General features: G+C 61.1%; 16 protein-coding genes. 4 read left to right on the plus strand and 12 right to left on the minus strand.

The features are described 5' to 3' along the window. The first annotated feature begins 33 nt into the window (after nucleotides 1–33). Nucleotides 34–678: an SDR family NAD(P)-dependent oxidoreductase gene (locus FDP25_RS04005; protein ID WP_154149169.1), complete on the plus strand. Its 645-nt coding sequence runs from the start codon at nucleotides 34–36 to the stop codon at nucleotides 676–678. Between the two features lie 95 nt (nucleotides 679–773). On the opposite strand, the gene FDP25_RS04010 is transcribed toward FDP25_RS04005, so the two are convergent. Continuing rightward, nucleotides 774–1544: an EcsC family protein gene (locus FDP25_RS04010; protein ID WP_154149171.1), complete on the minus strand. Its 771-nt coding sequence runs from the start codon at nucleotides 1542–1544 to the stop codon at nucleotides 774–776. Nucleotides 1545–1596: 52 nt separating this feature from the next. Next, entirely contained in the window at nucleotides 1597–2082 is a 486-nt protein-coding gene (locus FDP25_RS04015) for a GNAT family N-acetyltransferase (protein WP_343031953.1), read from the minus strand. 95 nt (nucleotides 2083–2177) lie between these two features. On the opposite strand from FDP25_RS04015, the gene FDP25_RS04020 reads away from it, so the two are divergent. Beyond that, nucleotides 2178–2780 carry a flavin reductase family protein gene (locus tag FDP25_RS04020; RefSeq protein WP_154149173.1) on the plus strand — a complete coding sequence of 201 codons (603 nt, stop codon included), beginning with the start codon at nucleotides 2178–2180 and terminating at the stop codon, nucleotides 2778–2780. Here the strand turns inward: FDP25_RS04020 and FDP25_RS04025 are convergent, their stop codons facing one another. The 4 genes from FDP25_RS04025 to FDP25_RS04040 form a co-directional block, all read right to left on the minus strand. Next, the gene (locus FDP25_RS04025; RefSeq protein ID WP_154149175.1) at nucleotides 2781–3968 is read right to left on the minus strand and encodes a beta-barrel domain-containing protein; all 1188 of its coding nucleotides are present in this window, start codon (nucleotides 3966–3968) and stop codon (nucleotides 2781–2783) included. 1 nt (nucleotide 3969) lies between these two features. Then, complete coding sequence (locus FDP25_RS04030) at nucleotides 3970–6204, minus strand: ATP-binding cassette domain-containing protein (RefSeq protein WP_154149177.1); 2235 nt, start codon at nucleotides 6202–6204, stop codon at nucleotides 3970–3972. Beyond that, nucleotides 6201–7508: a TolC family protein gene (locus tag FDP25_RS04035; protein WP_246175753.1), complete on the minus strand. Its 1308-nt coding sequence runs from the start codon at nucleotides 7506–7508 to the stop codon at nucleotides 6201–6203. The genes FDP25_RS04030 and FDP25_RS04035 overlap by 4 nt, the downstream gene beginning before the upstream one ends. Nucleotides 7509–7582: 74 nt before the next feature. Then, a complete protein-coding gene (locus tag FDP25_RS04040; RefSeq protein WP_154149181.1) occupies nucleotides 7583–10795 on the minus strand; it encodes an Ig-like domain-containing protein in 3213 nt (1070 codons plus the stop codon). 371 nt (nucleotides 10796–11166) lie between these two features. Here FDP25_RS04040 and argE point away from each other — a divergent pair, with 371 nt between their 5' ends. Continuing rightward, a complete protein-coding gene (gene argE / locus FDP25_RS04045; RefSeq protein ID WP_343031954.1) occupies nucleotides 11167–12330 on the plus strand; it encodes an acetylornithine deacetylase in 1164 nt (387 codons plus the stop codon). A gap of 123 nt (nucleotides 12331–12453) precedes the next feature. Here argE and FDP25_RS04050 read toward each other — a convergent pair whose 3' ends face one another. Both FDP25_RS04050 and FDP25_RS04055 read right to left on the minus strand, forming a co-directional pair. Then, the gene (locus FDP25_RS04050; RefSeq protein ID WP_154149183.1) at nucleotides 12454–14445 is read right to left on the minus strand and encodes an acyltransferase family protein; all 1992 of its coding nucleotides are present in this window, start codon (nucleotides 14443–14445) and stop codon (nucleotides 12454–12456) included. Nucleotides 14446–14797: 352 nt separating this feature from the next. After that, on the minus strand, nucleotides 14798–16084 hold the full coding sequence (locus FDP25_RS04055) for an Nramp family divalent metal transporter (protein ID WP_154153081.1): 1287 nt from the start codon (nucleotides 16082–16084) through the stop codon (nucleotides 14798–14800). Between the two features lie 195 nt (nucleotides 16085–16279). On the opposite strand from FDP25_RS04055, the gene mntR reads away from it, so the two are divergent. Next, entirely contained in the window at nucleotides 16280–16720 is a 441-nt protein-coding gene (gene mntR / locus FDP25_RS04060) for a manganese-binding transcriptional regulator MntR (RefSeq protein ID WP_154149185.1), read from the plus strand. A 377-nt stretch (nucleotides 16721–17097) separates the two neighbouring features. Here mntR and FDP25_RS04065 read toward each other — a convergent pair whose 3' ends face one another. The 4 genes from FDP25_RS04065 to FDP25_RS04080 form a co-directional block, all read right to left on the minus strand. Beyond that, nucleotides 17098–18660: a trimethylamine methyltransferase family protein gene (locus FDP25_RS04065; protein WP_154149187.1), complete on the minus strand. Its 1563-nt coding sequence runs from the start codon at nucleotides 18658–18660 to the stop codon at nucleotides 17098–17100. A 95-nt stretch (nucleotides 18661–18755) separates the two neighbouring features. Next, entirely contained in the window at nucleotides 18756–19649 is an 894-nt protein-coding gene (locus FDP25_RS04070; RefSeq protein WP_154149189.1) for a DMT family transporter, read from the minus strand. Then, nucleotides 19646–20353 (minus strand): HAD family hydrolase, encoded by a 708-nt coding sequence (locus tag FDP25_RS04075; RefSeq protein ID WP_246175754.1) that lies wholly within the window; start codon nucleotides 20351–20353, stop codon nucleotides 19646–19648. The genes FDP25_RS04070 and FDP25_RS04075 overlap by 4 nt, the downstream gene beginning before the upstream one ends. Next, nucleotides 20350–20634: a DUF3572 domain-containing protein gene (locus FDP25_RS04080; protein ID WP_154149191.1), complete on the minus strand. Its 285-nt coding sequence runs from the start codon at nucleotides 20632–20634 to the stop codon at nucleotides 20350–20352. Before FDP25_RS04080 ends, FDP25_RS04075 begins: the two co-directional genes overlap by 4 nt. Nucleotides 20635–20674: the final 40 nt, after the last annotated feature.

Consider the following 20674-nt stretch of genomic DNA (forward strand, 5'->3'; position numbering starts at 1 on the left):
GGCCTTTGGTAACGGGCGGAAAGGATCAGGGATATGCATATCGTCATCACCGGCGCGAACCGTGGGATCGGGCGTGAACTTCATGATCGCTACACCGCTGCGGGCCATGACGTGACGGGGACCTCCCGCCAAGGCGGTGAATTCGCCACGCTGGATGTCACAAACCCCGACAGCCACGCGGCCCTTGCCCGGGAACTGGATGGCAGGCCCGTTGACTTGCTGATCTGCAACGCGGGCGTTTACCTCGACAAGCACGAAAACCTTGCCGATGGCTTTCCCGCCGCGATGTGGGCCGACACCTTCGCTGCCAATGTGACCGGCGTGTTCCTGACCGTGCAGTCGCTCTTGCCCAACCTGCAAATGGACCCGGGCGCGAAACTCGCGATCATCTCAAGCCAGATGGCCAGCCACACCCGCGCCCCCGGCGGCAGCTATATCTACCGCGCGTCCAAGGCCGCCGCGTTGAACCTCGGGCGCAACCTCGCGGTCGATCTCGCCCCCTTGGGCGTCTCGGTGGGCATCTATCATCCGGGGTGGGTCAAGACCGACATGGGCGGCGACGCCGCCGCGATCACGGTCGAAGAATCCGCCGCCGGGTTGATCGACCGTTTCAACGAGCTCGACCGCGACTCCACCGGCTGTTTCAAAACCTACGACGGGCAGGATCACCCCTACTGACCGGCGCCTTTCGTACGACTCGTACGATCCATGCCTGCCAGTCCCCGATTTTCGTACGAAACGCAGGGGGCAAACGTACGACTCGTACGAAAATTTCAGGCTCGTTTGACCGGGCTGTGGGTGACCATGGCGCGGAACTCTTCGACCAGTTCGGCATGGTCCCGATCCGCGTCGATGGCCAAACGGCGCAGCCCGAAATGCACCTGCGCCATCTTCTGGTAATAGCTTGTATAGGCATAATTTGTGGCCGCCCCGGCCGCCGCCCCAAGAATTGGTATGGTCTGCGCGGCCAGTTTCTGGCCCAGCACCGTGGCCAAGCGCGGCGCCACTCGTGCGATCACCGCATGAACGCTCGCGCCGGTCACCGCCACCCGCGTACTCAGAAAGGCCAGATCCGCCCCATCGTCATGGTCCAACGGTCCGGCAGCCGCGAAAACCTGCAGGCAATCATGCCTAACCCCTTGTTCTTGAGCGGAAAATCCATGCTCCACGGCAACATCCTGAATGGCGCGCAACAGCACTGTCGTGGTCACCGGAAGCTCCGCCATGGCACTCGGAAGGCCGCCAAATCCACCCGCCGCACCCATGGCCGTGGTCACCGCACGGGTCATCCATCCGGGGCTTTCCCCCACCACATCGCGTGACCGATGCGCCGCCTCCATCGCGATTTTCAAAGCGTTTTCAGTACCTTCGCCCAAACGCCCCCGCACTTGCGGCGGCAGGCGGTCCAGCAGGCTTTCGGCCTGCCCACCGATCAGGTTGAGCACCTGAATGCCCGCGTTCGAGGCCCCGGAATGCACCTGCGCCAAGGCGTGCAAGCGGCGCTGCACCTCGTCGCTATCTATCTGTTTTTCAATGATTTCCAAGGGAGCCCCCAAAGCTGACACCCTCTATAGATCAGGCCAAAGCGCCACATTTTCAAGCGTCACGTTCCACCACGCCCCTTACGCCATCCCATGCGCCAGGCACCAGCTCCAGCCCCAAAACCCGCTCCGGATTGGTGGGTGGCGGCATCTGCACAGCTGTCAATTTGGAAAACCCGAACCGTCCATAGTAAGGCGCATCGCCCACCAGCAGCACCCGCTGCCAGCCCTGCGCCTCGGCCAGATGCAGGCTCTCGCGGATCAACCCGCCGCCAAGCCCCTCGCCCTGCCGGGTCGGGTGCACCGCAACCGGCCCCAACAAAAGGGTTTTTTCGCCTGCCACCCGCACCGGCCAATAGCGGATCGCCCCCGCCAGAATCCCATCGGGGTCGCGCGCCACCATGCTCAACCCGGCAACGGGCGGCACGTCATCGCGCAACCGGTACGAGGACAGCGCCTCACGTCCCGGCGCGAAGCAGAGGTCGTAAAGCGCCTCGACCTCCCACCAATCCTCACCTGTTTCTGGCCGCAAATCGAACACGGGGACCCCTGCGAAACCCTTGTGAATAAAACTGGAATTGCGCCTAGCACGGCGTTACCTCTGGCAAAAGCCGGAAAAAACAGGAAGCACGCGCAATGTTCTACACTCCCGATCAGGGCCACGGCCTGCCCCACAATCCGTTCAACGCCATCGTGGCCCCCCGGCCCATCGGCTGGATCTCCACCCGTGACGCCGAAGGCCACGATAACCTCGCCCCCTATTCGTTCTTCAACGCCGTGGCCTATGTCCCGCCACAGGTAATGTTCGCCTCCACCTCGGCCAAGCCCGACCGCGACGGCACCAAGGATAGCGTCGCCAATATCCGCGAAACCGGGGTGTTTTGCGTCAATATCGTTGGCGAAGCCCTGAGCGACGCGATGAACCGTACCTCCGGCCCATGGCCCCGCGAGGTGGACGAATTCACCGATGCGGGCATCGCCAAAGCAGATTGCGAAACCATCGCCTGTTCCCGGGTGTCCGAGGCGCCCGCCGCCCTCGAGTGCCGCCTGACGCAGATTGTCGAGCTTCCGGGCAAGGCGAATTTCGTTGTTTTCGGTGAGGTCACGGGCATTCACATGCGCGACGATTGCCTGCGTGACGGGCTGTTCGACCCCGCCGCATATCGCCCGCTGGCGCGCATGGGCTATCAGGATTACACCGTGGTACGCGATACCATATCGCTCAAACGCCCGGAATGATCACGGTTCGTGGAAGGCTTCCTGGCTTTTGTAAAGCGGCTTGAGAAGGTATTGCAGCACGGTCTTTTCCCCGGTGTGTAACTCCACCTGCGCCTGCATCCCGGGGCGAATTTCGATGCGTTCCTGCCGGGGCGTCAGGTTGGCGGTGTCCACCTTCAGGGTGACCTTGTAATGCGGGTTTCCATCGGGGTCGCGGGCGTTCTCATCTTCAAATGTATCGGCCGAGATAAAATCCACCACACCCTTGAGTGATCCAAAAATCGTATAGTCATAAGCGGTTAGCTTGATGGTCGCCTCTTGGCCGTGGCGGATGTTGGCGATGTTTTCCGGGGCCACCTTGGCCTCGACGAACAATTCCTCATCCAGCGGGATGATCTCAAGAATTTGCTCACCGGGGCGTACCACCCCGCCGATTGTGGTGACGTTGAGGTTATTGACGATCCCGCGCATCGGGCTTTCCAACACGGTGCGGTTCAACTGGTCCTGACTGGATTTGAGGTTCTGCTTGAGCGTGCCCAATTCCTTCAATGTCTCGGAATATTCCTTGGCCCGCTCCAATTCGGTCTGGGTGACGATCTCGTCATAACGGGTCTTGGCATCGGCATAGGCCCCGCGCGCGCGGGTCACCTCGATCAAGGCCACGATCTTTTTCTTCAAAAGGTTTTCCAAAAGGCGCATTTCCTCGCGCGCCTGTTCCATCACCTGTTTCGCGCCTTCGCTGCGCTTGACGAAATCTTCCTGCCGCGCCTTGAGCAGGGCTTTTTCCGAGGCCACCATCTCGGGGCTGCGCAGGGCCATGTCGTCGGGTACGGTGAATTCATACTGCCCGGCCAATTCGGCCTCCAACCGCAAACGGCGAATTTCGAACGCGGTGATCTGATCGCGCAAATCCTCGACCGAGGATTTGAACTGCGTGCCATGCAGGCGCGCCAGAACATCACCGCGCTGCACGATATCGCCCTCCTGCACCATCAGTTCCGACAGGATCCCGCCTTCGAGGTTCTGGATGATCTGCGGGCGCGACGACGAGATGAACGAGCCTTCGGCGCGCACGATCTCATCCACCCATGCAAAGGCGGCCCAAAGGATGAACAGCCACACCGTGATCGCGCACAGCCAAATGGTCAGGCTTGGCCCCCGCAAACGGTCATTCAACTGCGCGGCAAGGTTCGTGGCACTCACAGACATCTCAGGCCCCTCCCTTGCCGCCCTGCGCCAGATGCGCCAGCACCTGATCGCGCGGCCCATCCACGGCCAGACGCCCGTTTTGCAAGATCATCGTCCGGTCGGTCAGTTGCAGGATCGGCACCCGGTGGGTGGCGATCACCGCCGTGCGCCCCTCCAGCCAGCGTTCCAAACGGCTGACCAGCGTTTTTTCCAGCGTCTGATCAAGGGCTGCGGTGGGTTCATCCAACAGGCACACCTTGGGGTCTTGCAGCCACAGCCGCGCCCAGCCGATGGATTGCCGCTGTCCTTGGCTCAACCCTTGCCCGCCATCGCGAATTTCAAGGTCCAATCCCTTGGGATGGCTTTTGACGAATTGCCCCAACCCGGCAAAATCCAAAGCCTGCAACAGACGGTCGTCGTTGCGTTCCAAAAGCGTCAGGTTCAGGTTCTCGCGCAGGGTTCCGGTGAACAGGCGCACATCCTGGCCCAGATAGCCAATCAAGCGGCGCAAATCGCGTGGCTCGATCTGGTGCATATCGGCCCCATCCAGCAAAACCCGGCCTTTCGTGGGCGCATAAAGCCCTGACAACAGCTTCAGGAAGGTGGACTTGCCCGATCCATTGGCCCCCAACACGGCCAGCTTCTGCCCCGGTTGCAGCGACAGTGCGGGAATGTCCAACACGGGCGCCGCCCCTTCGTCATAGCCAAACTGCACCTCGCGCAGCTCGAACCCGCCTTCGATGGTCTCACGCCTCAGATAGGTCCGGTCGGGGGCGCTGTCCTGTTCGGCCTCGGCGATGCTGTCCAGCCCATTGAGCGCCGATTTGACATTGCTCCACCGCGCCATGGTGCCCGAAAGCTGCGTCAGCGGGGCCAAGGTCCGGCTGGTCAGGATACTGACCGCGATGATCGAGCCCACGGTGAACTCCCCCGCGAACACGAGGTAGGTGCCAGTAATCACCGCCGTGATATAGGTCGCTTGCTGCACCGCCTGGCTCCAGAAGGTCAGCGTCGAGGCCAGCTTGCGCTGATCGCTGGATTTCACCGCCTGAAGCGTGGTCAGTTCCGTCCACAAGCGGCGAAACCGATCCTCGGCGCGTTGGGTCTTGAGGGTGTCCAGCTCGAAAATCGCCTCGTGCAACAGGCGCGAGGACTTGGCACTCGCCCCCTGCATTTCCTGCGTCAGACGGATCATCTTCTTTTGCAAGAAGAACCCCGGCAGCACCATCAGGATACCGCCCAAGACCAGCACCCAAACCACGTTCCCGGCGATCGAGGCCACCAGCAGCAGGAAGATGAAGATAAAGGGCACATCGGCGAGCGTGCCGATGGCCGAAGCGGTAAAGAACTCCCGCACCGATCCGAACTCGCGCATGGAGCTGAACAACTGACTTGGCGCTTGGCCCGCGCGCTCGGACCGCATCCCAAGCACCCGGTTCATCAACAGGCCCTGCACGTTCAATTCGATCTGCCGCCCGGCCCCATCCATCAGGCGCGAGCGCGCGATTTTCAGGAAGGCCTCCATCATGATCGCCAGTCCCGCCCCGGCAGCCAACACCCAAAGCGTGGCCTCGGATTGATGCGGGATCACCCGGTCATAGACCTGAAGCGCAAACAGCGCGACCGCCACCGCCAGAAGGTTCGCCACGAAGGACCCAAGGACGATCTCGCCGATGTGCCGCCGGAACCCCGCGAACTGCCCCCAGAACCAATGCGGCGGGGCCTGTTCCTCGGTGTGGGTCTTCGAGATCGCCTGCAAGGGCGCCTCGGCGCGCACCAGAATGCCGGTAAAATATGGCTCGAACTCGGCCAGTGGCACATGGGCGCGGTTATCCGTGCAGGTGGTGTCATAGATCACCACCTCCTGCCCCTGCTGCGCCAGAACCAAAACGAATTGCCCGCTGGTCATCTGCGCCAAGGCGGGCCATTGATGCGCCATGCAATGCGCAACGCTTTCCACCTCGGTCAGCAACCCCACTGCGGCCAATCCTTCGGCCAGTGCCTCGGGCTGAGGCTGATCGTCGGTGCGCTCGCTGGCCATCATGGCCTCAAGGATGTCGCGCGGCATGACCTCCTGGCCCAGCACCGCGGCATAGGTCGCGCCCAGCTCCGCCCGTGCCACCGCCCGTTCGCCAAAGCGCGATTGCAAAGGCACTTGCGCCGGGGCCTCGGCCGCCGGCGCATTGGGGTCGTTCACCGGGCGCAGCTTGGCCCCGGCTCCAGAGGTGATCGTCAAGGCGACGGGGGATTTCGTCAAATGCTACTCCCATCCGCCAAAAGGCCACGCTCGCGGGCGACCTGCAACCGCGCTTCGGCCAGTTCATACTTCAAATCCAGCCGCGCCGCCTGCCGCGCGGCGAAGGTCTCGTAAACGCCGACCACATCCATCACCTGCCGTTGACCGGCATCGTACTGCCGCTGAAACAGGTCCAGATTGGCCTTTGCCTGCTGGGTCAGAACACTGGCCTCGCTCACTTGCCGGGACAGCGCGCTCAGACGGGTTTCCAAACGGCGCAAGCGGCGGTTGGCGTCTTCCTCGGCCTGCCCCACCCTGCGGTTGGCGGCCTCACGCGCCACGTCCAGCGCCTTCATGCTGTCCACGGTACCAAGACCAAGAAGCTGATCGGATTTCACGTTCACCCCGATGCCGCTTCCGTTGTCCCCCAGCGTGCCACCGGCGGTGACCCCCGGCAATAGCCCCGCGCGCTCCATCTTGGCGCTGGCGATCTCGCGCTCTTTCTCGGCCTCGGCCTGTAAGACCGAGAGAGGCTTGGCCACGGTACCCGCCACCGCCACGTCGCTTACGCCTGTCACATCGTTCAAGGGCCGCGCCGACATGGCGTTCAATTCGGCCAGCGCCGTGGCCTCTTCCTCCTGCTTGGCCGAGAGGGTGGATTGAATCTCGGCCAGCTTTTGGCGCAGCACGTTCAAGTCCGACATGTCCGAGACACCGCCCTTGACGCGCTCGTTCATCACCCACTCGAAGTGCTGCATGTCCTTGAGCGTCGCTTGTTCAAGCGCGATCCACTCCCGTGCCTTGGCCCCTTCAAGATACAGCGTCAGCGCGGTGAACACGCGCTCGTTGGTATCCTCGGCCAGCGTTACCGCCGCGGCCTCCACATCGGCCTTGGCAAAGGCCCGCTCGGCCTTCTTGCGCCCATTGTCGAAAAGCACCTGCTCCACCACCAACTGCGCCACGACATCGCTCAGGCTGGTCAGGCTGATGTTCGGCCCAATCCGCGGCAGCCAGTTCTTTGACGCGGCCTTGGCCCGCAACCGCGCGCTGCGCAACTCCGCCTCGGCGGGGCGGCTGTAGGCCTCCAGAACGGGGCCGGCCACCTGCGCATAGGCACTGCCCGGGGGCAGCAAAGATCGCCGGGCCTGCAAATCGGAAATGATGATCGACTCGGCGGCCTCTTTCTCGGCCTCGGTCATTTTCGGGGCGGGGTCTTTCGACATGAAGCGCGACACCTCGCCGCCGTCCGCCGACATGCACCCCGTCACCCCAAGCAGGGCCATCAAACCCACTGCCCGGATGCCTGCTCTGTACCTCTGCCCCATGACCGCCCCTTGACCGGTAGCTTGTCTTTCAAACCCGGCGCGCACCTCGTTGGGCGCGCGCCGCACTCGCACTGTTAAGTCACGATGTCGATTTCTTCATCCACCACGAGGGTGGCATCGTCGCCCAAGCTGTAGATGTCGTAACCTGCGGGCTCATCGGCCCCACCATCCACCTTGGTCGCGCCGGTGATGGTCACCGTGTCGTCGGCGCCACCTTCCACGACCAGCGTGTCGGTATTGTCCGACAGCGCCAGAAGCTGCTCTTCGGTGATGGTCATCTCCGAATGGTCGCCAAAGCGCAGATCGACGGTTTCGACCTGGAAATCGCCCAGATTGCCGTTCGACAGGTCCACGACCGAGGTGGTCACCTCGTCCAGCACCACGTAGGTGCTTGAGGCATTGCCCGCATCATCGGTGTTGGTCACGATAAGCTGCGACCCATCGGGGATCGAACTCGCCTGTCCTGCATCATTCAGGAAGAAGTGATCGGTTTCCCCGGTGAAGGTGCTGACATCGTCATAGATCGACAATTCATTGATCGCGCCACCGCCCTCGACCTCATGGATGGTCACATCGTCCTCACCGGTCATGGTGGTGACATAACGATATCCACCGCCCTCGCGGAAGTACCCCACGATGTCGGGCTGATCGGGTGCCACCATGTCAAAGGTCACGCTGCCGGTCGTGGTATCCTCGTTGCCATAGATATCCGTCGCCAGAACCGAGATCTGCGCGGTGCCGTCCTGATCGGGAATATCGCCGCGCGGCACGGTCAGGGACCAGTCGCCATTGGCATCGCCGACCGTGGTATAGGTCTTGCCAAAGATCGTGACCTCGACACTCGACCCCGGCTCGACCGTCCCGGTCAGGTCCATACCGTCGCGGGCCGCGTCCAGACCGACAAAGCCATTCACCGTCTCGGGGGAATCCGTGCTGGCCAGATCGTCCACCACCGTATCGATCAAGACACGGCTCGGAATCTCGTCAAGGTTTCCGACGCTGTCGCGCACCTCGACCACCATGTCCACTTCGCCCTGATGGCCGTCCATGGCCCCGGATTCGAAACTGGCACTCCATTCGCCGGTGTCTTCGTCCACCTCGGCCTCACGACGTACCCCGTCAATCACCACCCAGACGGAGGATCCGGTTTCCACGGTGCCGGTGATCTCGAAACCACCGTCGGCCTTGTCCTGATTGATGACGCTCAGGCCCTCGGCCGTCGTCGGCATCCCTTCCGGTGCATCCACCGACAAATCCTCGACGATCGTGTCGACATCAACCGCCTGATCGACCGAATAGGAGTTACCGTAAGCATCGCCTACCGTCGCGGTGACCTGCGCCTCGTAGTCGCCCGACGGCAGTTCGCCGGGTTGATAGGTCGTCTGCCACTGGCCGCTGCCATTGGCGGTAACGGTGTGAACCACACCGTTGAAGTTCACCTCGACCTCGGCATTCGGATCGGCGGTGCCGGTCACCGTGACTCCCGCGTCATAGGCATCGGAGTTGACCACGCCATTGTCGCCGATCGCATTCATGGTCAGGCTGCCCGGGTCGGTATCCACCCGCACGGTATGTTCCAGTTGCTGCACGTTGTTGGCGGCATCCGTGGCGGTGATGATCACATCGCTGGAATAATCGCCCCCCGGAACCTGCGCCCCGCTGAAACTTGCGGTCCAATCACCGGTCACCGGGTCCACATCGGCCCAGACCGTGCTGCCCTCGAATTCCAGCTTTACGGTCGAGCCGGGCTCGACCGTCCCTGTCATGGTAAAGCCCTCGCCGATTTCGCTGCCGCTGATCACCTGATCAGCCCCGCCAATGTCAGCTTCATAGGCAAAGTCCTGCACCACGAGGTCAATCTCGACCGTGCTGCTTTTCGTCGTGGTATTGCCCGCCTCATCGGTCGTCGTGGCCGTCACATTCGCTTCGAACTGCTGGCTCGGCAGGTCGGCGGGATCGAACGTGGCCTCCCAATGGCCGCTTCCATCCGCCGTGACCTCCTGCGAAAGTTCACCGATGGCCACCGTCACGGTCGCCCCCGGCTCTGTTGTACCAGAGATAACGACACCGCCCTCGTCCTGCACCGCGTCCGAGTTGATCAGGCTGCTGGAACTGCTCGACCCGGTCGTGATCTCAAGCGCGTTATAGATCGTGTCAATCGACACCGTCTCGGTGATCGTGCTGGAATTCCCCGCCTGATCAGTCGAGACGACACTCATCTCCGTCTCGTAATCACCCTCGGGCAGATCCGAAGGGTTGAAGGTCACGCTCCAGGACCCGTCCTCTTGAACGGTGGTCGTCTCGGTGTGCCCTTCGATGGTCACCTCGATGGTGGCCCCGGCCTCGCCGGTGCCCGACACATCGACCCCATCCTCGAAGTCATCCGCATTCACGATACCCGAGGTGTCCAGCGTCCCTTCCGAGACCTCCGCGACCGGCGCCGTCGTGTCGATCGAGATCGACGGCCCCTCCAGATCGGTTTCCGTACCATCCGGCTCGGTCACGGTCACGTTGACCGTATAATCACCGTCCTCGGGGAAATCATCCCCCTCGAAAGTGACCTCCCACTCCCCGTCCTCGTTGGCCGTGGTGGTCTGCGACTCGTCGCCAATCTCGACCGTCACCTCAGAGCCCGGCTCGGCCTCTCCGCTGATGGTGATCGACTTGTCTTCGTCGGTGGTATCATCCCCACCAACGACAATCGGCTGATCCTCGTTGACACTCGGCGGAATGCGCGACGCCCCACCAACGCCACCGCCGCCGTTCTCATCCGCGGCCACGACAGACGCCGCAGCGACACCGGCCGCGCCAAGACCCAAGGCACTCATCAGGCCGGACCCGCCCAGCAGGCCCGCTCCCAGCATCGACACTTCCTCTTCAGCCGCGGTCGCCGGGGCCACCTCGCTGCCACCCAGGAATATCAGATCGTCCGAGGGGCTCCATTTGCCCCACATCTCGGTCGGGCCGTACTGGGCATAAACCGCCCCTTCGCTGCCCTCGATCAGCGTCACTTCGTTGAGGTAACCATCGGCACTGATGAACAAACGGCTTTCCGCCGCGCCATCCTCGCCGAAATACCCTTCAAGGATAACGAGCCGGCCATCGGCCAGATTGATCACCAGATTGCTGCCATCACGATCATAATTCGCGATGTCGATCTGCCGAAGATTTAGGGAAATTTCCTGTCCGTTACCTGCCGGGATGACACTTACATCACTGCCTTCAGAAACCGAACCACGCTGCGAAATGCCCGCATCTGTGCGGGCGACATAATCAATCGCCTTCATAACAACACCACTCTACCTCAGATAGCGACACTTTAGCGTGCCGCTTTGTTTTTCTGCCTTTTTACTACCTTCATTTTGACACATTCGCTAGAATTTTTTGCACGACATTCGTCAAAACGCAGCGCAAAGCATCGAATTCGCGTCTGACGTGAATATCGCCACAAGCACAGGTGAATTCTGAGTCTTTTCTGCAACATGGCCTTTAGCCGCCCACTCGCCAACTGCCCAAAAACGACCCCGAATGTCGGTTTCAAACAGCCACTCAAACCAGAAACGAGGTTGTAACGCGACAAGACCTACTTCGCGCTTGACGGGGCGCACCCGACCCCACAAGGTCACTCAAACCCCGAAAATCAAAGGACGATCGCGCCGTGACGACACAGCTATCCGATACTGTTGCCCTTCTGGGGGAGCTGATCGCATTTCCAACTGTTTCCGAGCTCAGCAATCTCGACATGATTGCCTATCTGGCCCACCAACTGGAAAGTGCGGGTGCGACCGTCGATATCTTTCATGATGAAATCGGCCACAAGGCCAACCTCTTTGCCACCATTGGCCCGGAAACCGATGGCGGGATCGTGCTGTCGGGTCATTCCGATGTGGTCCCCGTGGCCGAACAGGATTGGGTCAGCTATCCCTTCGAGATGATCGAACACGAAGGCCGTCTCTACGGGCGCGGCAGCTGCGACATGAAAGGCTTCATTGCCGCCGCAACCGCCATGGCGCCCTATTTCGCCGATCAAGTGAAGGACCGGCCCATTCACTTTGCCTTCACCTATGACGAGGAGGTCGGCTGTTTCGGCGCACAGGCGCTTGTCGACAGCCTCAAGCGCAAGGGGATCCGCCCCGGCGTCGCCATCATCGGCGAACCCACCTCGATGCGCATCATCGAAGGGCATAAGGGATGTTATGAATACACTACACATTTCTGCGGCATGGCGGGCCACGGCTCGGCCCCGGATCGCGGGGTGAACGCGGTGGAATATGCGGTTCGGTACGTCAATCGCCTTCTGGAACTCAAGGATGAGCTTCGCGCCCGTGCCCCCTCCGGTAGCCGTTTCGACCCGCCCTGGACCACGATCAACACCGGCAGCCTGAAGGGTGGTGTGGCCCATAACGTCATCGCCTCCAACGCCACGCTGGAATGGGAAATGCGCCCCGTACAGGCCGCAGACGCCCAATTCGTCAAGGACGACCTGCGCCGCTATTGCGAGGAAACCTTGCTCCCCGCCATGCGCGCCATCTGCCCCGAGGCCGAGATCACCACCGAGGTCATTGGTGAAGTCGAAGGCTTGGAGCCCGCGGATTTGAACGAGGCAAAGGACATCCTGATGGAACTCACCGGCGCGAACCGGGCCGATGTGGTGCCCTTCGGCACCGAAGCAGGGATTTTCCAAAGCTACGGCATGTCGGCAGTGGTCTGCGGCCCCGGCTCCATCGATCAAGCCCATAAACCCGACGAATATGTCTCTATCGACCAGCTTCAACAATGCGTCGACATGCTGGGCCGTCTGGGCAACAAGCTGGCGAGCTGAAGTAAGCCGAGGGCGGCAATTCGCACAACAAAGCCGAGAGTTGCCGTTGGTGATTGCCAAATCGCATGGCTATTTCCGGCCCGACGTCACCTCGTCACGTCACGTGATGTTCGTCGCTCTGCTTCAATCGACTTGTAGGACCTTCTCGAGTCTTGGAGACAATGCACGCGCCGCTGCGGGAGATATATGGTCGGCATCGAAATAAAGCAGTTTATCGTCGATCATCCAAGCATACCGCCCATCGCGTTCAAAGAATGCGTTGACCGACATAACCTCGGCGCCCAGTGCGCGGGCAACCTCCATGAGAATATCTCGCGACACGCGGACGAGGGCTTCATGCTTTTCGATCGTTATAAAACTATTGGTAATTTCGACCTGAATATCGTCCTTGGAAAGGCCCCTGAGGATCGCTTGAGCAATCACGGTTTCGGGAAGCCGCACTTGCTGTGGGACCTGGTCCATTAAGACAACCCGCAGGCCGGCCTCCTCGAAATAGGTGATCGTGTTGATCAGGCCCGCCTTGAAGCTGGCAAAATAATCGGCGTCGCTCATGCGAGGCATAGCGGGATCGATCGATAGCAGAAAAGGGTCAGATTTGCGTGTGAGATCGCCCTTGACATAGAGACTCCAGCGCGCGGCGATGAAGACCGTATCGACCCCCTGCGCGACGGTATCGGCCGCAAATCCCTTAACAAGGTCATGGCATTTTCGCGACGCGGCGCCCCCTTTCACGAGATAAACACCCAGCAACGGCGGGCAGGCCGGGTGGATGCCCTGCATAACGCGCAGCGAACGCCCTTCCGTGATTTGCTCAAAGGCCGGCAGGATAGCGGCGGCGTGACTGTCACCCAGAACCGCAATCGTCGAGGCCGCCGTCTCGGGCCCATAGGCCCTGCAAAGCTTGTCGGACACCGGGCGTGGCCCATCGGCACACATTCCTGACAGATTCACCGCCCTGTCGGCTGTGATCAGCTTGTGAAACGCTTGCTGGTCTTTGCCCTCAAGCCGCTGTGGCACACCCTCCCAGGCCACAAGGCTGAACCCAATGGCACCAAGCATGACGCTTCCGCCAAGGCTTGCGCCAAACACCGCCTTGCGCTCCCGCAACCAGACACGCGTCCGGAAGGGGCGTTCAATCAAGGCCCATGTGATTGTCGCCAACACCATGGAAAGCGCGATCAACAGCCAGATCATCCCCGGCAAGGCCTCCTCCCACCCGCGGATACGCGACAGCGCAAAGACCGGTTGATGCCAAAGATATAACGAATAACTGATCAGGCCGATGGCGACCAACGGGGGTGCCGAAAGAAGCCGCCCGGTCATCGTGTCGCCTGAAGCAAAAAGGATGACAAACATCGCCCCCAGAACCGGGGCAGTCGTGTACAGTGATGGCGAAGGATCGCCGGGCCTTAACCACAGCACGCTGCCAAGAATAAGGACCAGTCCAAGCGCGGCAAGCCCTTCATGGCGCATCTGGGCTCGGTTCAACAGCAAAGCCGCGCAGATCGACCCCGCCAACAACTCCCAAAGGCGCGACGGCGTGAAAAAGAAATTCTCCGCCGGAAACTGAGACGCCCCCCAGACCGCAAGCGCCAAGGACCCCGCCGCGACGGCGATAAAGGCCGCTATGTGCCGGGCGCGCACGAAACGCCCCAAGGCCCACAAGAATGCGGGAAACACGATATAATACTGTTCTTCGACCGCCAGGCTCCAGGTGTGCAGCAGCGGGCGCAGTTCGGACTGAACGTCAAAATAGCCCGAATGTTCGATGAAATGCAGGTTCGAGATGAACATGACCGAGAAGGCGAGACTGCGGGCATAATCTTCAAGGGCGACGGGCGGAATCCACAGCCAGGCAAACGGGATCGTACAGGCCAGAACGACGAAAAGGGCCGGCAGGATACGCCGTGCGCGGCGTTCGTAAAATCGCCAAAGGCTGTATCTGCCAGCCTCGCGATCTGTAATCAGGATGGTCGTTATCAGATAGCCGGAGATGACAAAGAACACATCCACCCCGATATAGCCACCGCCAAAGGCGGTGAAGCCTGCGTGAAACAGGATAACTGGCACGACGGCAATAGCCCTCAGCCCATCTACTTCACGCCTGTATTTCATACCGTCCCGCCCATACTCATCGACCGTGCTCGTCGCATAGCGCTACCCGGATCGGAAATAAAGAGGACAGTATGGGCTTGCCCCCTCCGGACACGAGACACACGAGACAGACGCGGCCCGCCTTGAAGCGCGGCGAGGGGATGAATGTCGGTTATGCGCAGGGAGCGGGCTTTGCACACTCCGCCACGCCCGGTCATGCAAAAAAGCGCCCAACCGTCTCTTTGCCGACAGTCATGACAGGCGCAGGGTATGACCAGAAGCACGCCACCAAAATTCAGTTGCCTTTCCAATGCGCTCTTGTCGTTCCAAAACTTTACGGCAGGCTGAGAGGATATTTTTGCATCCCCGCAGCTCAGTTGACTAAGAACGGGATTGGCACACCAAAGGTTTGTGCGAGTAGAACAAAATTCAGCGACAATACGGCCGTTGCTCCGAGGATCGCCAGCCCCCGCATGGCCGGTCTGATCGTGAAAGCGCCCATGATATTGCGCCGTGAGGTGAAGATGACCAATGCAATCATAGGAACTGGCAGGGCAATCGATAGCACTACTTGGCTCATCACCAGCGCATCGGTGGCGTTGTAGCCGAGGGCGACCACCGCGAAAGCAGGCGCCATTGTCACCAGACGTCGGATCCAGATTGGCACGTAAATATGCAGGAAGCCCTGCATGATCATCTGTCCGGCCATCGTGCCCACCACCGAGGAAGAGACGCCCGAGGTGATCAGGGACACCAGGAAGACAGCCGCCGCCGCCGACCCCAGAAGCGGCGTCAGCGTGTGATAGGCTGTTTCGATCTCGGCCACGTCACTGTAGCCCTGATGAAAAGCCGAGGCCGCCATCATCACCATCGCCATATTGACCATTCCCGCAATGGCAAGCGCGACCACCACCTCGATGTTCGAGAACCGCAACACTTTGCGCCGGTCTTCGTCGTGGCGGATCAGGGCACGGTTTTGCGTCAGGCCCGAGTGCAGATAGACCGCATGGGGCATCACCGTGGCACCAATGATCCCGACCGCAATGGTCAACGCGGTCGCGTCTGGAAGGTTGGGGGTCACCAGTCCGACGGCAGCAGAGCCCCAATCGACCGGCGCAATGAAAATCTCAATCAGATAGCAAAGAGAAATGATCGCAACCATCGCCCCGATGATCAGCTCCATCGGCCGGAACCCCTGGCGCTCAAAGATGAGGATGCCGTAGGTGACGATGGCGGTCACCACCATGCCCCAGACCAGAGGCATGTTGAACAAGAGCGCCAGACCGATTGCACCGCCGAGGAATTCGGCAAGATCCGTGGCCATCGCGGCGATCTCGCTGACCGCCCACATCGCACAGACGACATGCCGTGGAAAATTGTCACGCGAAATTTCTGCAAGATTCTTACCAGTTACGATCCCCAGTCGCGCCGACAGCGACTGGAACAGCATCGCAATCAGGTTGGCCAGCAGAACCACCCAGAGCAGCAGGTATCCGTAACCGGCGCCCGCCTGGATGTTGGTCGCGTAGTTGCCCGGGTCGACATAAGCGATCGAGGCGATCACCGCAGGTCCCACAAAAAGAAACTTGCTGCCAAATCCCCGTCGTTCTCCCGAGAGAACGGCGCTCATGTTCTGGCGGGTTCGTTCCGTATTGATCATCAGATCACCCCATTGTGCCTTAGGTGCGAAATATAGCCATGGCTTTATTTTCTGCAATTGGAAAATTTTTTCAGGCCAGGCAGGAAAATCAAAGGCGCCTCGGTCTGCTGTTAAATCAAGCCAAGGCTTTATTGATTTCCCTTCCTTCAAAATGGTACATCGCCAGTTACACCCCATGACTGAGGCCAGACCGTGATGACCGAGCAGAACATCCCCCCGGCAGAGACTTCGCCGTCGGAACAAGCCGGTCGTTTCGCCCGTGCCCGGGAAAAGCAGTCGATGGCCATCCTTGAGGATTACGTCGAGATGATCGGCGACCTGATCGCATTGCATGGCGAGGCGCGGGTGGCCGACATCGCAGAGCGCATGGGGGTGGCCCACCCCACCGCCACCAAGGCGGTGGCCCGGCTGAAGCGGGAGGGGCTGGCGACCTCACGCCCGTATCGCGGAGTCTTCCTCACAGAGCAGGGCGAAGAGCTGGCAAACTGGGTGCGCGCGCGCCATCGGACGGTGGTCGACCTCCTCGTTGCTGTCGGGGTGCCCCGGGATACGGCCGAAGCGGATGCAGAGGGGATCGAACACCACGTCTCACGCCGCACATTGAATGCCTTCGAAGCATTTCTGGCTGGCGAATGAAGTTGTCAAAAAATAAAGATTTCCTGTTCGGTCCCTAGACGACATCTGAGTGAGGATTAATTCGCATCTATTCAGACTGCCACTTATGTTGCTGCCGGTCATGCATCGAACAGCGAATGGCTGCGTTCCTAGCCCTTACGTAGGCACCTCACCTCATCCTCAGCGCCGTTCAAATGTCGAGTTTGGGGGATGACTCCTGCCATTCCCCCCAAAAATTAAACCGTACGAAACTCCCGTACGTTTCGTACGAAACTCACCGCGCGGCCTGTTAATCCGCCGGGGTGCGGTAAAAAATACCGACGCGATACCGACGTCATACCGACGCGCTACAGATCGGTATTTTTTCCGTTAACCCAAGGACTTAGATCAGATTCGCATCAGAAGTCCGTTGGCGCGCCGCCCTCCGCCTTGCGCCGCTCCACGAAAGCGGCCAGTTCCTCGCGGATCGCGGGCTCCATCGGCGGTTCTTCATAGTTGGCAAGAATGTCGCGATAGGTCTGATGCGCGCGCTCGGCGGTCCAGATGCCGCCCGCCGCTTCCCATGCCTCGTAATTGCGCCAGTCGCTCAGGAAGGGCTGATAGAAGGCTGTAGTATAGCGGTCCTGCGTGTGCTGGATGCCAAAGAAATGCCCTTGGTCGCCTACTTCGCGAATGGCCTCGATGGCGATGTCATCGGGGGTCGTGGCGGTGATCATCGGATCCATATACCGTTGAATATGCTGCAAAATTTCGCAATCCATCACGAACTTTTCCGGGCTGGCGATCAGCCCGCCCTCCAGCCACCCGGCGGCATGGTAGATCATGTTGGCCCGCGCCTGCACCGCCGACCACAGGCTGTTCGAGGTTTCCCACATCGCCTGCCCGTCCGGCACATTTGCCGCGCAAACGCCCGAGGCCCGCATCGGCAGCTTGTAGAACCGCGCCAACTGTCCGGTCATCTGCGTGGCGCGCATGTATTCCGGCGTTCCGAAGGCCGGCGCGCCCGATTTCATATCGACGTTGCTGGTAAACGTCCCGATGGCACAACAGGCCCCGGGCCGGATCACCTGCGCCAGCACCACGGCACAGAGCGCCTCGGCCAGCGATTGCGACACCGCCCCGGCCATCGTCACCGGCGCCATGGCCCCGGCAAGGGTGAAAGGCGTGACAATAAGTGCTTGATTTCGCCGGGCAATTCTAATCCACCCATCCAGCATCGGATAGTCGTGCTTCAGTGGCGAGGTGGAGTTGATGTTGGTGAACATATGCGGTTTCGCTTCGAACTCCTCGTGGGTCAAACCGCCCGCGATCCGCACCATTTCCATCACGTCCTCGACCCGCTCCTTGCCGAGGCAATAGGCGTGCGAAACCTTGTCGGTCAGGGTCAGCTTGTCATAGAGCACATCCAGGTGCCGCACGCTGGCGTGGATGTCCTGCGGCTCCACCGGGTAGCCGCCGACGAAGTGGATACAGTTGAAATACTGGCTTAATTTCAACAGGTTGCGGCACATCTCGCGGTTGCCCGTCACCTTGCGGCCCGTGGTCAGGTCCCAATAGCTGGGCGGGGACGAGACATTGCCGAAGTTGAAATGCGGCCCGCCCATGGTGATTTCCCGCGCGGGGTTGCGCGGGGTGATCGTCCATTGCTCGGGGGCCTTGCCGATCATCTCCATGACGAAATCGCGCCCCATGCGGACGTTTTCACCGTCAATCGTACAGCCCCCCGAACCCCGCAGAATCTCAATCGCTTCGGGGTTCAGGAACTCGATGCCGATCTCTTCGAGAATGCGCATCGCCCCGTCATGGATGGCCTGCACGCCCTCTTCGGTGAGAGGTTCCACCGGCCTGTCGATATTAACGGGCGGGCTCCATGGCATCTGTTCGATCGCCGCCGTGCCGCGCCGTTCGGCATTGCCTGCGCGGCCCCCGCCGCGTCGTCTGCGTTTCGCCTCTGCTGCCATGGGATACGAACCTCCTGATGCGTCTTGCACCTAGGAAACACTGGATTCGCCAAAGGGTTTGCCACTTTGCGACCGATCTTGTCGCTTTTGAAATCCTACCCGGCCGAAGCGATGCCGCGGCGCGTTCGTCCTGTCCAAAGGATGTAGCCAGCAAGGCTCACCACCACGATCCCGCCCCCCAGAACCATCATCGGTGTCGGGGCCTCGCCCACGCCCAGCCACACCCAAAGCGGACCCAGCACGGTTTCGAGTAGCATCAAAAGGCTCACGTTGGAGGCATGGGTGTGGCGCGAGGCCAGCGAGAGCAGGAAAAACGACACCGGCAACACGATCATGCCCGTGGTCGCCATGGCCCAGACATGGCCATCGCCCATCCGGTCAACCCCGGTGACGACCAGCCCGAAACACCCTGCCAGAAAGGCCCCCACCCCGATCACCAGCATGATAGGTAGTTGCCGGGCCGAGCGGATGACCACGAAATTCAACGCCAGAACAAAGGCCACCCCAAGGCCGAACCCCGCCCCGGCAAGGGCCGCAAGATTTAGTTCCACGCCCTCTCCTTCGCCGCCCAGAACGGCAATCCCGATCCCGGTCATGACCGCCGCAATGGTGATCCACGTGGCAAACCGCGTCGCCTCGCCCAGCAAAATCCATGCCAGAAGCGCCGCCCAGACAGGCACCGTGGCCAGTCCGAACAGGACAACCGCCACCGGCGCGATGGCGATGCCAAGGCAAAACAGCAGCGAGTTGAAAAACTGGCACAGGACGATCACGCCCCCCGCGCGGGTGAACATATGCCGCAACTCACCGCCACGGTCCCGGCTCAGGATGGCCCAGAGCCCCACCATGACACAGCCCATCAGCAACCCGCGCCACGCGGTCATCTGGAAACCGTCCATCCCGGACAACCGCATGAACAGGGAATCCGGCGTCAGAACCAGTGTCCCGATCCCCGCCAGGGCCACACCATAAAGTGGATGCTGCCTCATGGGTCCAACCATGCGGGGATATGGCCAATATCGGGCAAAACCGCATCCGCAAGCGGCGCAAGCTCCGCCTCTTCCGCCATGCCGGTCAGCACGCCAAGCGTCTGCATCCCCGCCCGCCGCCCGGCGATCAGGTCATGGGTGCTGTCGCCCACCATGACCACCCGCCCGGGCGCAAGGCCCATCTGCCGCGCAAAAGCCAGCAGCGGGCCGGGCGCAGGTTTGGCGCCATGGCCTGAATCGAACCCGGCGATGAAATCGAACTTTGCCGCGATGCCGGTGTTTTCCAGATGGCTGCGCGCGCCATATTCGCTGTCGTTGGTCATCACGCCAAGGGCCAGCCCCCGCGCGGCCAGATCGGCCAGATAGGGCGCCAAAGGCACGGCAGGGGCAAGGGGGGCGTTGGCCGAGGTGATCATCAGGAACCGCTCGATCTCATCGGTGCTGCGCCCCGGCAGGGCACTGGCCACGCATTCGGCGGCCTCGCGATTGGTTCCCGCAATGACCGGGCTGGTCGGGCGAAAACGGGCCGCCGCAAGATCGAAGTCGATGGCCGCGGCGATCCGCGTCATGACCTGTGCCTCGCCACCTGCCAGCTCGCGGATCGTCTCGGCGGCCCAGACATTCCATGTGGCGTGGAAATCGAACAGGGTGCCATCCTTGTCGAACAGGATGCCATCAACCTTTCTTGACGCGACGTTCATCATGTCCAGTTCACCTGCTCACCGCCCGGCAGCGCCGCGCGGGCCTGCATCGGCAGTTGCGGATCAAGCCCCTGCGCCTCGCAACAGGCGATGATCCAGGCATCGTCCATCAACAGGAAATCAAGGACAGAGCCAAGGAAAACAGGGTCTTGCGCCTGCTCGCGCAGCTCGGACTCGGACACCCCCGTGGCCCCCATGAAGACCGGCAGCAAGTCCTCGTTCCCGGCCAACCAAGCCAGACATTGCAGCGCCACAGTCTCGGCGGTTTCTCGCGTGATATTCAAGAGTGTTACGCTCCCGGAAAGGATTTCTTAACCAATGCAA

The sequence above is a fragment of the Roseovarius bejariae genome (assembly GCF_009669325.1).
GTDB lineage: Bacteria > Pseudomonadota > Alphaproteobacteria > Rhodobacterales > Rhodobacteraceae > Roseovarius > Roseovarius bejariae.